Source organism: Lactococcus protaetiae, from assembly GCF_006965445.1.
Taxonomy (GTDB): Bacteria; Bacillota; Bacilli; order Lactobacillales; family Streptococcaceae; genus Lactococcus; species Lactococcus protaetiae.
Map to the genome: position 1 here is coordinate 1,090,581 of NZ_CP041356.1, position 14,539 is coordinate 1,105,119.

The 14,539-nt window shown below is 39.0% G+C and carries 13 protein-coding genes; 11 read left to right on the plus strand and 2 right to left on the minus strand.

Annotated elements, in window-relative coordinates:
• Positions 1-624: 624 nt before the first annotated feature.
• From FLP15_RS05405 to FLP15_RS05415, 4 genes are all read left to right on the plus strand, one after another.
• Positions 625-951, plus strand: a complete 327-nt coding sequence (locus FLP15_RS05405) for a hypothetical protein (protein WP_142766279.1) — start codon at positions 625-627, stop codon at positions 949-951.
• A gap of 212 nt (positions 952-1,163) precedes the next feature.
• The gene (locus tag FLP15_RS13820; protein ID WP_425351488.1) at positions 1,164-2,456 is read left to right on the plus strand and encodes an AAA family ATPase; all 1,293 of its coding nucleotides are present in this window, start codon (positions 1,164-1,166) and stop codon (positions 2,454-2,456) included.
• Entirely contained in the window at positions 2,453-3,421 is a 969-nt protein-coding gene (locus FLP15_RS13825) for an AAA family ATPase (protein ID WP_425351489.1), read from the plus strand. Before FLP15_RS13820 ends, FLP15_RS13825 begins: the two co-directional genes overlap by 4 nt.
• Before the next feature lie 582 nt (positions 3,422-4,003).
• Positions 4,004-4,471, plus strand: coding sequence for a PepSY domain-containing protein (locus FLP15_RS05415; protein ID WP_190288352.1), 468 nt, complete (start codon positions 4,004-4,006; stop codon positions 4,469-4,471).
• Between the two features lie 51 nt (positions 4,472-4,522).
• Here FLP15_RS05415 and FLP15_RS05420 read toward each other — a convergent pair whose 3' ends face one another.
• On the minus strand, positions 4,523-4,993 hold the full coding sequence (locus FLP15_RS05420; protein ID WP_142766281.1) for an Rrf2 family transcriptional regulator: 471 nt from the start codon (positions 4,991-4,993) through the stop codon (positions 4,523-4,525).
• A gap of 631 nt (positions 4,994-5,624) precedes the next feature.
• On the opposite strand from FLP15_RS05420, the gene gap reads away from it, so the two are divergent.
• Positions 5,625-6,638, plus strand: coding sequence for a type I glyceraldehyde-3-phosphate dehydrogenase (gene gap, locus FLP15_RS05425; protein ID WP_142766282.1), 1,014 nt, complete (start codon positions 5,625-5,627; stop codon positions 6,636-6,638).
• Between the two features lie 396 nt (positions 6,639-7,034).
• On the opposite strand, the gene def is transcribed toward gap, so the two are convergent.
• A complete protein-coding gene (gene def / locus FLP15_RS05430; RefSeq protein WP_425351491.1) occupies positions 7,035-7,625 on the minus strand; it encodes a peptide deformylase in 591 nt (196 codons plus the stop codon).
• Between the two features lie 522 nt (positions 7,626-8,147).
• Here def and FLP15_RS05435 point away from each other — a divergent pair.
• The 6 genes from FLP15_RS05435 to FLP15_RS05460 all read left to right on the plus strand — a co-directional run bounded on the left by FLP15_RS05435 (position 8,148) and on the right by FLP15_RS05460 (position 14,514).
• Positions 8,148-8,585, plus strand: a complete 438-nt coding sequence (locus FLP15_RS05435) for an RNA pyrophosphohydrolase (protein WP_142766283.1) — start codon at positions 8,148-8,150, stop codon at positions 8,583-8,585.
• Between the two features lie 2 nt (positions 8,586-8,587).
• Positions 8,588-9,049, plus strand: coding sequence for an RNA pyrophosphohydrolase (locus FLP15_RS05440; RefSeq protein ID WP_142766284.1), 462 nt, complete (start codon positions 8,588-8,590; stop codon positions 9,047-9,049).
• Entirely contained in the window at positions 9,049-9,660 is a 612-nt protein-coding gene (locus tag FLP15_RS05445; RefSeq protein ID WP_142766285.1) for a hypothetical protein, read from the plus strand. Before FLP15_RS05440 ends, FLP15_RS05445 begins: the two co-directional genes overlap by 1 nt.
• A gap of 124 nt (positions 9,661-9,784) precedes the next feature.
• The gene (locus FLP15_RS05450; protein WP_142766286.1) at positions 9,785-10,297 is read left to right on the plus strand and encodes a hypothetical protein; all 513 of its coding nucleotides are present in this window, start codon (positions 9,785-9,787) and stop codon (positions 10,295-10,297) included.
• A 592-nt stretch (positions 10,298-10,889) separates the two neighbouring features.
• Positions 10,890-12,968: an excinuclease ABC subunit UvrB gene (gene uvrB / locus FLP15_RS05455; protein WP_142766287.1), complete on the plus strand. Its 2,079-nt coding sequence runs from the start codon at positions 10,890-10,892 to the stop codon at positions 12,966-12,968.
• Between the two features lie 727 nt (positions 12,969-13,695).
• Positions 13,696-14,514, plus strand: a complete 819-nt coding sequence (locus tag FLP15_RS05460; protein WP_190288353.1) for an ABC transporter substrate-binding protein — start codon at positions 13,696-13,698, stop codon at positions 14,512-14,514.
• Positions 14,515-14,539: the final 25 nt, after the last annotated feature.

Genomic DNA, 14,539 nt, shown 5'->3' on the forward strand with positions numbered 1-14,539 from the left:
ATGAGTTAAAAACTTACTGACAGAATTCTGTCAGTAAGTTTTTTGTTATCATATCAGTGTATCTTTAATTTAGTACTAAGTTCAGCTTGCGTTCTACTGCCCTAGGGTCTTAGCGCTTTGGCAGGGACAAGACCACTTCGTCTTGCGACTTTATAGGATAGCCGTTTGCGCTAAAGCAGCAACGGATATGCTAGTTGTTTCATCTAGTCGCTTGCGGATTTGAACTCATATTTTTGATGTTAAGCAGACTGTTGCGTACAATTCGCTTAGTTGTTACACCTAGAGATTGTATCCTAACTAACATCGGTGGAGGAGAAATAAATTCCCCGCCAATGAAGTAGCACTTCAAATTTGCTGTGTTTATGAACAAGTTAACGTCTAAAGAAAGTGTTGGGAATCAAGCAGTATCAGTAATTTTTTGTCAGTACTGACAGAAAAAATATTTTCTCAGATTAATCAAATGATTTGCTAATTTAAAAGAAAATGATTATAATAAATTTATCAAAGGTCAAAAATGGTCAAACTTTTTAGTAAGTTAATCGGATAAGATACTTTGATTTTTAAAATTTGATGTAAAATAAGGGTAATCGCTGTCAGTACTGACAGGTTTAAGAAGGAGGAGCAATGACGAGTTCTGTCTATATTGACTCAAATGGAGCAATTGATATTGAACTTGAAGGGGCAAGAAAAGTGCTTTCAATGCGACGGCATCTACTTATTGAACCTTGGCAAGTTGAAAAAATTGAGTTGGTCTCTGATTTGAAAAAGCCCAGGTTTTATACCAAAGTGATGGGAACAAATGCTTGGTACTATGGTGGTTGGTTCCGTGAAAATGGAGAAAATGAGTTTTGGGATGTAAAAAATAACGCCCATGTGCTTGTTATCACTACTAAAGATTTTAAATATAGACATATCTATATTGAAGTCGATTCTGATTTTAAGTTAGACTAATGGAGTTGGTCTGTAAAAGATAAACATTTTTTCTTAGACTCATTGTAGAAAGTGGTATTTGAAAACACTATATTTTCTAAGGTTATTCTCATCAAATGGATGATCACTTATTTAAAAAAACGAATTGGAGTGTTAGAAGTTGGTAAAAATAGAATTGTAATTTTCTATTTTTTGCATTTTCTATTGGCTCCTTGGATTATAGGAGGAAAGCTATGCTTTGTCAAAATTGTAATATCAACGAGGCGACCATTCACCTCTATACAAATGTTAATGGTCAGAAAAAACAAACAGACCTTTGCCAAAATTGTTATCAAATCATGAAATCTGGTGGACAAGAGGCGCTATTCGGTACAAATAATAATGGCACTAGGGGAGATATGGACGAACCATTCAACCCATTTAATGATATTTTTAGTGCATTACATGGTAATGATTTACCAAATGGGCCAGGAACACCTCAAAATCCAGTTCCTCCTACTCAAGCAGGAGGGCGTGGTCCGCGTGGTCCGCAAAATCCTAGAGCTAAACAGCCTAAGGGAATGCTTGAAGAATTTGGAATTAATGTGACAGACAGCGCACGCCGTGGCGAAATTGACCCTGTCATCGGTCGCGATGAAGAGATTAAACGTGTTATTGAAATTCTCAATCGTCGGACGAAAAATAATCCTGTACTAATTGGAGAACCTGGTGTTGGTAAAACAGCAGTTGTTGAAGGTTTGGCGCAAAAGATTGTAGACGGAGATGTTCCACAAAAGCTGCAAAATAAAGAAGTCATCCGACTTGATGTGGTTAGTCTAGTGCAAGGCACAGGTATTCGTGGACAATTTGAAGAACGAATGCAAAAACTGATGGATGAAATCAGAAAGCGCAATGATGTCATTATGTTCATTGACGAAATCCATGAAATTGTTGGTGCTGGCTCTGCTGGTGATGGCAATATGGATGCTGGAAATATCCTAAAACCTGCACTTGCTCGAGGTGAATTACAATTAGTTGGAGCTACGACGCTTAACGAATATCGGATTATTGAAAAAGATGCAGCGCTTGAGCGTAGAATGCAGCCTGTGAAGGTTGATGAGCCTTCAGTTGATGAAACAATCACGATTTTGCGAGGAATTCAACCGCGCTATGAAGATTATCATCATGTAAAATACACAGATGAAGCGATTGAAGCAGCGGCACATTTGTCTAATCGCTATATCCAAGACCGTTTCTTGCCTGATAAGGCGATTGACCTTTTGGATGAATCAGGTTCAAAGAAAAATTTGACTTTGAAATTTGTTGACCCTGAAGATATCAAAAATCGGATTAATCAAGCGGAACAACAAAAAAATGAAGCGATGCGTACTGAAGATTTTGAAAAGGCGGCTCATTTCCGTGATCAAATTGCGAAATTGCGTGAACTGCAAAATCATGAAGTTTCAGACGATGAAATTCCTGTGATTACAGAAAAAGATATTGAACAAATTGTTGAACAAAAAACACACATTCCTGTCGGGATTTGAAAGAAAAGGAACAAACTCAGCTGATTCATTTGGCAGAAGACTTGAAAGCACACGTCATTGGGCAAGATGAAGCAGTAGATAAGATTTCTAAAGCTATCCGTCGGAGTCGTGTCGGTTTGGGTAAGCCTAATCGCCCAATTGGTTCTTTCCTCTTTGTTGGACCTACTGGTGTTGGTAAAACAGAGCTTGCTAAACAATTGGCACAAGAACTTTTTGGTTCAGCAGATAGCATGGTTCGTTTTGATATGTCGGAATATATGGAAAAACATAGTGTGGCGAAACTGATTGGAGCGCCTCCAGGATATGTTGGCTATGAGGAAGCGGGTCAATTGACTGAACAAGTAAGACGTAATCCTTACACGCTGATTTTGCTTGATGAGATTGAGAAAGCTCATCCAGATGTGATGCATATGTTCTTGCAAATCCTTGATGATGGACGTTTAACGGATGCTCAAGGACGTACAGTTAGCTTTAAAGATGCTATTATCATCATGACCTCAAACGCTGGTACAGGTAAGGCTGAAGCCAATGTTGGTTTTGGTGCAGCACGTGAAGGTCGGACGAATTCTGTGCTTGGGCAGCTTGGTGATTTCTTCAGTCCTGAGTTTATGAATCGTTTTGATGGTATCATCGAATTTTCTGCCTTGTCTAAGGAAAATCTATTGAAGATTGTGGACTTGATGCTTGCAGAAGTTAACGAACAAATTGGTCGCAATGAAATTCATCTTGAAGTGACGCAGGCTGCTAAGGAAAAATTAGTTGACCTCGGATATGACCCAGCGATGGGTGCGCGTCCACTTCGTAGAACGATTCAAGACCACATAGAAGATGCGATTGCTGATTTTTACATTGAACACCCAGAATATAAAAACTTGGTTGCTGATTTGATTGACGATGAGATTGTCATTTCAAATCAAGCGCAGGAACCTGCTGAAACAGCGGATGAAGAAGTTCCGGCAGAGTAGGGTGAAAATTAATGTCAAGTGCTGATGGTTTCAAATATCAGATGATGGGAAAACTGACAAGATTTTTCTGAGTCTGTCAGTACTGACAGAAATATGAAGTCAAGACTTATTCAGTGGGAGTTTAACCAAGCAAGTGTCTGTTAAATCCCCCACCTCTTTTAGGTGGAGGGATAAGCAACACTAAGCTTTGCTTTCGTTCTACTAAACATCAGTGGGAGAGAAAGAATCTCCCACTGATGAAGTAATCACTTCAAACTCACCACTGAATTTAAGGTACAACCTTTAGGTGTAACAACTAAGCGACCTGTACACAACAGTCTGCTTAACATCTTCGATATGAGGTCACTTTATCCAAGAAGCCTAGGCGCTAAAAGCGCTAATACCCTAGGGCAGTCGGACGAAATTCAAAGTTAGTGCCGCCTCACTCTCTACCTAAGAGGTAGGGGGTAGTACGCACTTACTTCGATAAAAGCTAACTGATAGATGATCAGTTAGCTTTTTGTATAATGATGAGATTTTCAAATCATTTTCTCATTTAATTCTCATGTGTTAAAATTATAAATGAGAATGAAAGGAAATGAAATGAAAGTAATAAAATGGATAATAGTTATCGGAGCCTCACTTATGATTGGTTGGGGAGCAGGATATATGTCAGCTTATCAGTGGGATTTTCTAAGTGTTTTTGGATTACGTAGCACAGCTCAGATTGATACTGGGGCTGTGAATATTCCACTCGCTGACAATGCTGATGGAAATAGCCCCGATACTGACGGAAATGCTAATGCTGCTGACAATAATACCAATATTGACAACGGTCAAACAACAGCTGACCAAAATTTGACAGGTGAAATCACTTTAGCGCGTGCTCGTGAAATTGCCGAAGCTGATTTGAAGGCACGGGGGATTAATGCCCAATTTCATGCTGATTCGGGAATTGGTATGGAATATGGTCGAAGAGTATGGGAGTTAGAATTCCGCAGTAATGGGCAGTCTATTGAGTACTACATTGATGTGGAAAATGGAAATATTATTAAATTTGAAAAGTGGTAGAATGATAAAAAGTTACTGACAGAATTTCTGTCAGTAACTTTTTATGTTGTTTTAATCTATTTCATCAATCCACTCATCCAGATATCCAAGATTGTAATTGTATTGTGTTTCTTCTGCGACTTGAGCGAGAGAAACATTTGATAAAGTTGAAACAAGAGTATTTTCGATTTCGTCTAATGCAGTCGTGATAGCACAACGTTGGGCTTTTCCAGACTCAGCACCAATGAAATTTTGTAGCAAACCTTGACTTTGAAAAATTCTTCCTCGCCCTTCAATTGCAAGAAAAACATCATAGAAACTAATGTCGTTCAATGATTTATTTAGTGAAAAACCACCGTTTTTACCTGGTGTTGAGCGCAAAAGTCCTTCGTCAACAAGTGACTTGATAATCTTTTTTAGATAAGAGGGAGAAACTTTTAAACGATTAGCAAGAGCGAGAGAACTCATTGTACGATTTTCAGGAAGTCGTGCTAAAATGAGCAGAACATAAACGGATTGTTCCCAACCAGATGATAATTTCATAATAAACTCCTTAAAAATTTTAACTTAGCAAGTACGTGCCAATTCCACACCAATGAAGCAATCACTTCAATTTGTACTCATTCACCTCTAAAGCTACTAAAATCGGATTTAGTAGTTGAACTGTAAAGATATTGACTTTTGATCTTGCAGGCTTTGCTCCCTGAGTAAACGGACAGCGTGGTGAACCACTTCGCCTTGTTACTTTAGCAGCTTTAGAGCGAATGGATACCTGTGGTGTGAAACGAACGTAGACCATTCGCAGAATAGCGCACAAAGTGCGTGGCTTGAGATGCTTGGAAAAAGCGCTCATTTCCTCATTCACATCTTTGATATAATGGTTTAAGCACAATAAGTAGTAGTAGAAAGTTGACAGGAAATGTAAAAAGTAGTATCATCTATATTAGAGATAAGAAATATCTCTAATAGCTATGATTAACTTCATTTAATTATAACAAAAAAAGTGAAAGAACTCATCTTATACTATTTATCAATAAATAATATGAGCATTACTTTAAGGTAAAATAATAATTGAAATTGAAACAAGACTTTGAAGTGATAGGATATAGTTGATGATTTTATATGGCTATAAGTAAATTTGGTATCAAAAATTTAAAAAACGGAGGACTACATCATGGTAGTTAAAGTTGGTATTAATGGTTTTGGGCGTATCGGACGGCTTGCATTACGTCGTATTCAAAATGTTGAGGGTGTTGAAGTAACTCATATCAATGACCTTACTGATCCAGCAATGCTTGCTCATTTGCTCAAATATGACACCACTCAGGGAAGATTTGATGGGAAAGTTGAAGTTAAAGATGATGGATTTGAGGTAAATGGTAAATTTATCAAAGTTACGGCAGAACGCAATCCAGAAGACATTAAATGGGCAGATTCAGGTGTTGAAATCGTACTTGAGGCGACAGGATTCTTTGCTACAAAAGAAAAGGCTGAAAAACATTTACACCCAGGAGGAGCAAAAAAAGTAGTGATTACAGCTCCTGGAGGAAATGATGTGAAGACCATTGTCTTTAATACGAATCATACTATTCTTGACGGAAGTGAAACAGTAATTTCCGCCGGCTCTTGCACAACAAATAGTTTAGCACCAATGGCGGATGTCTTGAATAAGAATTTTGGAGTCAAAGGTGGTACAATGACGACTGTCCACAGTTACACAGGTGACCAAATGACGCTTGATGGCCCACACCGTGGTGGAGATTTCCGCCGCGCGCGTGCTGCTGCTGAAAACATTGTTCCTGCTTCAAGTGGTGCGGCAAAAGCAATTGGACTGGTATTACCAGAACTTGAAGGATTGATGAAAGGTCACGCGCAACGTGTATCAACACCTACTGGCTCAATCACAGAGCTTGTTACAGTGCTAGAAAAACACGTCACTGTTGATGAAATCAATGCTGCGATGAAAGCTGCGGTTAATGAAAGCTTTGGATATAATGTAGATCCGATTGTTTCAAGTGACATCATTGGGATGACTTATGGTTCATTATTTGATGCAACGTTGACAGAAGTTACGGATCTTAAAGATGGTGGTCAGTTGGTAAAAACGGCGGCTTGGTATGACAATGAAATGAGCTTTACTGCTCAACTTATCCGCACTCTTGAGTATCTCGCAAAACTTGGAAAATAAAAGTTAGAATTAGCTTTATTCCACGTTAAGAGGGATATAATTGAAGCGAGATTAATCTTTACTATAAAGGTCAATAAATAAAACGCTCTGTCAGCATACTGACAGAACGTTTTTAACGTATTGACGATTAAAATTTACTGACAAAACCTCTGTCAGTGAATTTTAACTTAGCAAGTGCGTGCTATCTCCGTCCTTTGGGCTCCGGCTGTCCATCCTCGCTACAGCACGAACGTGCCTAGCTACGTACTTCGCACGCCGTTCTACGAATGGTCTATGCAACTTCCTCCGCGATGTGAGATTGTGCCCTAATATCAGTGGGAGAGAAAGAATCCCCCACCAATGAAGTAATCACTTCAATGATATTGGTGATAGGATATGCCAGCAAACGTTGAAAGATTACTTGACAACAAGCATTCCATCTTTGATTTCCCAAGGGTCGTTCATGTTGATATGGTCGTAGAACATGATACCGTTAGTGTGATCAATTTCATGTTGGACACATATTGCTGGAAAATCTTTAAGGCGAATCTTTTTCTTTTCTCCATCTTTATTGACGTATTCTACGGTAACACGTGCGTGACGGACGACATAGCCTGGCACCTCGTGGTCAACAGAAAGGCATCCCTCCCCACCTTCAACCGCAGCATCTTGAACAGAATGGCTAATAACCTTAGCATTATACATAATTTCGCGCATTTTATAGGCTTCTTTGGGTGCAATTTCATTGCCTTCTTCATCAAACTCGGATTCATTGGGAATTAAAACAGCAATTACCTTTTTGAGCAGTCCAAGCTGATTTGCAGCTAGTCCAACGCCACCACGAAGTCCTAATTTTTCACTCATCACGGGGTCTTGCGAATGGTGCAAGAACTGCAACATTTTTTCGCCTAAGATGATATCTTCATCTGATAATGGGAATGTGGCATCAGAGGCAACTTCACGCAAAGTAAAAAAACCTTCACGAACAATATCATCCATATCAATCATATGACTTGCCGTAATCAAATTTTGTTGAATTTCATCAGGAGTCAGTTGACTTAATTTATTATTTATTTCTTCACCAGTCATTTTTTAGTCCTTGTCTAAACATTGGGTGTACTTTATCAGCATTTGGACCCAACAAGTATTTTTTAAATATAAGCTAATTATATCATATTTTTACTGACGAAAATGGTAAAATTGTACTATGGAATTCTGTCAGTATTTTTATGAAAATATTGAGCAGATATACTGCCTTGCGCTTTAGTGTCTAAGCAAAGGGACAAATGCTCTGAGCGCAAGAATCGGATTGCGTGGAACGCAAAAGTTGCGATTGCGACTAGGCGCTTTGCCTTTTGCTCTTGCAAGCTTTGCTTGCTAAGCAAACGGACAGCGGAGCAACGAAGTTGCGGAGACCGTTCTCAGAACGGCGTGCAAAGCACGTAGCACCGTAGCGAGCATCGACAACGTAGCGCAACGAAGTGATTTCTAAATGGGACATTTGGAAATCAAAGAGTATTAGGTGATAAAATGAAAACTTACAGAAAAAGTGTCGCAGCAGTCATTGTCAATAGCGAGCATAAAATTTGGCTAGGCGAGCGTTCTTATGCGCCCGAAACCTATGGATTTGTGCAAGGAGGGATTGAAGCGACTGATGCAACAAATGAGGCAGCTTTGCGACGCGAATTTCGTGAGGAAATAGGTACAGATGATTTTACAATTCTGTCAGTACTGACAGAAACACTGTATTATGATTTCCCAAAAAACAAACGGCAAAATTACCTCGGTCAAGCGCAGCAGTTTTATCTCGTTCGACTGACAGACTTATCAAAAATTAATTTGGTTACTGACGAACCAGAGTGGCTATCTTACAGCTTTGTCAGTACTGACGAAATCAAAAATTATGATTTAAACATGGAAAGAAGCAACTATCTCAAGGCTTTAGCTTACTTTGAAAAGGAAATCTGAAAATGAAAGAATATCGTAAAAATGTTGCAGCAATCATTATCAATCGCGAACACAAAATTTGGCTTGGAGAGCGTGCTGACAAGATGGCATGGGGTTTTCCGCAAGGTGGTATTGATAAAGGAGAGCTACCTGAGGCAGCGCTCTATCGTGAGATGATGGAGGAACTTGCAACTAACGAATTTGAACTCATTGCCCAATATCCTGGCACCTTGAAATATGACTTTCCAGCAGATATGGAATTTCCGACATGGACTTATGCAGGACAAGAGCAATACTACTTTTTGATTAAGTTGCGTGATACAGCAAAGATAGACTTTAATAGTCACCCAGAAGAAATAGAATTTTTAACCTATAAATTTTTGTCACTTGATGAAATTCGTCAAATAGATTTTGATTTTAAAGACAAAGTTTACAAGAAAGCGCTGGATTATTTTGAACCTTTTATCATTAAAGGAGAAAACTAATGTGGGCGAGAAATTGTAAAAATTGTGGAGCCTCGTCTTTTAATCACGAGAAGGGGAAGATGATTTGTACTTATTGTGGAACAGAATATAAAGAAGATGTCAAGCCACGCAGTCGCAAAAATATTTGGCTGAGTATCCTTGCACTTACTTTTGTTGCGATTCTTATTTTGAGCTATCTCATAGCACGCCCAAACTTTGCTAAAGTGACAAAACAGACGATTTCCTCCTCTATGCGAACAAAAATTAACTATGGTGTGGTCAACGGCTCTGTGAATAGTCCACAATTTGCGCATGAACACATTAATAGTCTCAAAGGCTGGACGCTCGTAAAATATCAAAATATTCATCTTGCTGAACAACATATTAACCAAGCGAGCGCTTATCCAACTTATACAAATGGTGATTTATATACAAATGTAGAAAAAATAATAGGGAGTAAACCCACCAAGTTAGAAGAATCAAGAACCCAAGGGACAGATATCCAAGTTACGGCGACTTGGGATAGCGGAGCAACTCTCAAGGATGGCACAGTAAGTATTATGCTGATTTATGATAAAGCAACCGGGCAAATCACAACAAAAATTTTAACAGGACAAGTCTATGGGAACTAAACCAAGCTGTAGAAACTGTGGAGCAAATCAATGGCTCACTCAAAATGGCAGAACTTATTGCGCCTATTGCCATACTGAATACGAAAGCAAACCTTTACGAGCAAGAAGCCGAAAGCTTATCTGGTTGTCCCTTGCGATACTTTCGCTTTGTTTTATTATTGTACTTGCCATCATTGTAAAACCCAGCCTATCCGCTCGCGCAACAAAATTAACCAATATACAAAATTCATCAAGCGTTTCCGACAAAGTATACGAGCAAAATTTAAGTAGCAATATAGCCGAATCCGCCGAAAAGAAGGAAATTGCTCGGAAAAATATTGAGAGAGTTGTAGGCTGGACGATGAATAAATACAACGCAGTCAAACTCGCTGGTTTTGTTAGTCACAAAAATGATAAAAATGGAGATTATGTTGGTGGAACGGTCTATTCCAATCTTGTAAAAGAAATCGGGCAACCAACTAGCCTGATTGAGTATACCCAGTATTATCCGACAGGGACCGCGATTGAAGGTAAAGCAACATGGAACAGCACGGATGAGTCTGTCAGTATCATCATTTATTACGACAAAAGTTATGACCAAGTTATTAATAAACAACTCTATGTCAATAACCAACTTGTTGATGGATACAATTATTAATACTGTTTAATTTCTAAAAAGAACGTTTAGAAATTACTCCGCTCCATTGTCGATGCACCACGGGTATCCGTAGAACATTTGTCCTCTATTCGTAAGTCAGCAGAGCTGACAACGATAGAGGCATTCGCTCTATCTCTGCTTTTCTACGCTGTCGATTTCACTATCTCCACTGTCCATGCTCGCTATGGTGCTACGTGCTTTGCACGCCGTTCTGCGAACGGTCTCTCCGCTGTCCGTTTGCTTAGCAAGCAAAGCTTGCAAGAGCAAAAGGCAAAGCACCTAGTCGCAGTGGCAACCGACTAAAGTCGGAAGTTCAAATCGCAATCTGTAAAGCAGCAAGGCGAAATAGTTCGCTATGAAACAACTAGCATATTCGTTGCTGCTTTAGCGCCAATGGCTATCCTATAAAGTCGCTAGTTGCAATCGCAACTTTTGCATCTTACGTAAACCATTTCTTGCGCTTGACGCAATGCGTCAAGGGAGCAGATAAGAAAAGCAATGCCATCGCAAGGCAGTACATTTGCATTTTAACTACTAAGTCCGCTAATTTAGATTTAGAGATGAACCAGTATAAAAACAAAAGGAAAAAAATATGCCAATAGAACGTATTACAACCAATAAATTTGACCTTGTTAGTAAATACAGTCCAGCAGGTGACCAAGGTGAGGCAATAGAAGAACTTGTAGAAAATATTGAAAATGGTGAAAAAGCACAAATTCTACGCGGTGCAACAGGAACGGGAAAAACTTACACCATGAGTCAAGTCATTGCTCGCACTGGCAAACCAACACTTGTCATGGCACACAACAAGACTTTAGCAGGTCAACTTTACAGTGAGTTCAAAGAATTTTTCCCGAATAATGCAGTTGAATATTTCGTAAGCTACTACGATTATTATCAACCAGAAGCTTATGTTCCAAGCTCTGATACTTATATCGAAAAAGATAGTTCAGTGAATGATGAAATCGACAAACTTCGTCATAGCGCAACAAGTTCACTTCTTGAGCGTAATGATGTGATTGTTGTCGCATCAGTCAGTTGTATCTATGGATTAGGCTCACCCAAAGAATATCAAGATAGTGTTGTAAGCTTGCGCCCAGGTCAAGAAATCTCACGAGATTATTTGCTCAATGAACTTGTTGGTATCCAATTTGAACGTAATGATATTGACTTTCAACGTGGACGCTTTCGAGTTCGAGGAGATGTTGTTGAAATCTTTCCAGCTTCCAGAGATGAACACGCTTTTCGTGTTGAGTTTTTTGGTGATGAAATTGACCGAATCCGTGAAATAGAGGCTCTTACAGGACAAGTCTTAGGTGAAGTTGACCATCTTGCGATTTTCCCAGCGACTCACTTTATGACAAATGACGAGCGCATGGAAGAATCTATCGAGAAAATAGAGCTAGAACTCCAAAAACAACTCAAAGTTTTTCGAGAAGAAGGAAAACTCTTGGAAGCTCAGCGTCTAGAGCAACGCACTAATTATGACATCGAAATGCTTCGAGAAATGGGCTATTGTAACGGTGTCGAAAACTACTCACGACATATGGATGGACGTGAAGAAGGAGAGCCTCCTTATACTCTGCTTGACTTTTTCCCAGATGATTTTTTGATTATGATTGATGAGTCACATATGACGATGGGACAAGTGAAAGGGATGTATAATGGTGACCGTGCCCGAAAAGATATGTTGGTCAACTATGGTTTCCGTCTTCCATCAGCACTTGATAATCGCCCATTGAAACGTGAAGAATTTGAAAGTCATGTGCATCAGATTGTCTATGTTTCAGCAACTCCAGGGGATTATGAGATGGAGCAAACTGACACAATTGTTGAACAAATCATCAGACCAACAGGACTTCTTGACCCAGTTGTTGAGGTTCGGCCGATGATGGGACAAATTGACGATTTGGTTGGAGAAATTAACAAGCGAGCTGAAAAAAATGAGCGTGTTTTTGTTACAACACTTACCAAAAAAATGTCAGAAGATTTAACTGCTTATTTTAAAGAAATGGGAATTAAGGTCAAGTATATGCACAGTGATATTAAGACTTTAGAGCGAACAGAAATTATACGTGATCTCAGGCTTGGTGTCTTTGATGTACTTGTCGGTATTAACCTGTTGCGTGAAGGAATTGATGTTCCCGAAGTGAGCTTAGTTGCTATCCTTGATGCAGATAAAGAAGGATTTTTACGTAACGAACGTGGCTTGATTCAAACAATTGGTCGTGCTGCTCGTAATAGTGAAGGTCATGTCATCCTCTACTCAGATATGGCAAAACCACTGGATGAAAATGAGCCAGCAGACAAAGAAATTCTTGATACAGGATATTTCACAGAATATCAAGGTGAAAAATATAAGATTACACGCAGTATGCGCCATGCGATAGATGAAACTTCACGACGACGTGAAATCCAGATGGCTTACAATGAAAAACATGGTATTGTACCAAAAACGATTGTCAAAGAAATCCGTGATTTGATTGCAATTACAAAGAAATCTGAATCAGGAGAAATAGAAGAAGTTGATGCAAGTGCAATGACGAAGAAAGAACGTAAAGCTTTAGTTTCAAAACTTGAAAAGGAAATGCAAGAAGCAGCATCAGCACTCGATTTCGAAGGAGCAGCTCAATTGAGAGATATGGTATTGGAACTTCGTGCAATGGATTAGCCCCAGAGTATTTGACAATGAATATAAATGAAGTCAAGACTTATTCAGTGGGAGTTTCGTAAAACATTTGTCCATTTTCTCTAGTCGCTGTCTTCGCTGCGCTACGCTGTCCGTTTGATTGCCATTTGGCGTTGGCTCTATTCTTGTCACTTTAGTGACTTAGAGATAGAGGACAAATGTTCATCGGCACTTTAGTGCCTTACAGCCAATGCCTTTTGCTCTTGGGGCTTTAGCCCTAAGCAAACGGACAAATGTCCTAGGGTCATGCGAAGCTAGCTGCTAAAGCAGCAAGAGCAAAAGGCAAAGCGACTGATAAAAGGGCAACTCACCACTGAATTTAGGGTACAACCTCTAGGTGTAACAACTAAGCGACCTGTACGCAGCTAAAGCTGCAACAGTCTGCTTAACATCTTCGATATGAGGTCACACCGTAGCGAAGCTTCGTTATCCATTCTAAAGTCGCAAGGCAAAGTGGTCTTGTCCCAGAAGCCTAAGTGCTATCTCCGCTTCGCTGCGCTGTCCACTCTCGCTAAGTGGCTAAAGCCACAAGTCGAGTCGCAAAGCACTAATGCCCTAGGGCAGTCGGACGAAATTCAAAGCAATACTTGTTTTGATAAAAATTCACTTTATAGTGAATTTTTTTATATTTTTTCAATAAAAATACTTGACACAGTAAATTATAAGTGTATAATTATACCTATTATATTTATAAAATAGGAGATTAAACATGAACATTAAGAAAATTGCATTGGGAATAATTGGATTGGCAGCGGTAGCGACTTTGGCGGCTTGTGGAAACGCAAATGCATCTTCAAGTAATCAATTGGATAAAGTTAAGAAAGCCGGTGTACTAAAAGTTGCACTATCACCAGACTATCCACCCTTTGAATTTCAAATGATTAAAAATGGAAAAAATGCAATTGTTGGTTCAGATGTTGATTTAGCCAACGCGATCGGTAAGAAGCTGGGAGTTAAGGTGCAAATTGAAAGTATGGACTTTAATAATGTATTGGCGAGCTTAACGACTGGAAAAGCAGATATCGCTATTTCTGGCATTTCAAAAACACCTTCTCGTGAAAAAAGTGTTAATTTTTCAAATGTATATTATTCATCAGATAACTATCTGGTCGTTAAAAAATCTGATTTGAATAAATATACTTCTATTTCAGATTTTAAAGGTAAAAAAATCGCAGCACAAAAAGGTTCTATTCAAGAAGGAATAGTGACAAATCAACTTAAAGGCGCTGCTGAAATTGCATTACCACAGATTGGTGATGAAATTAATGAAATCAAAGGCGGACAAGTACAAGGTGCCGTAATTGAAGAATTGATTGCAAAGAGTTATGTAGCTGCTAATCCTGACTTAGCTATCTCAAAAGTGACACTTAAAATGCCCGAAGATAGCTATGGTTCAGCTGTTGCTCTGCCTAAAGGTTCATCAGAACTAACAAAAGTGGTCAACAGTGTCATTAAAGAACAACTTAAAAACGGACAAATTGATAAAGATATTCAGAAAAATTATGCCTTGTCAGAAGCCAATAAATAGATTGGGGTTTCTATTAAAACGACAA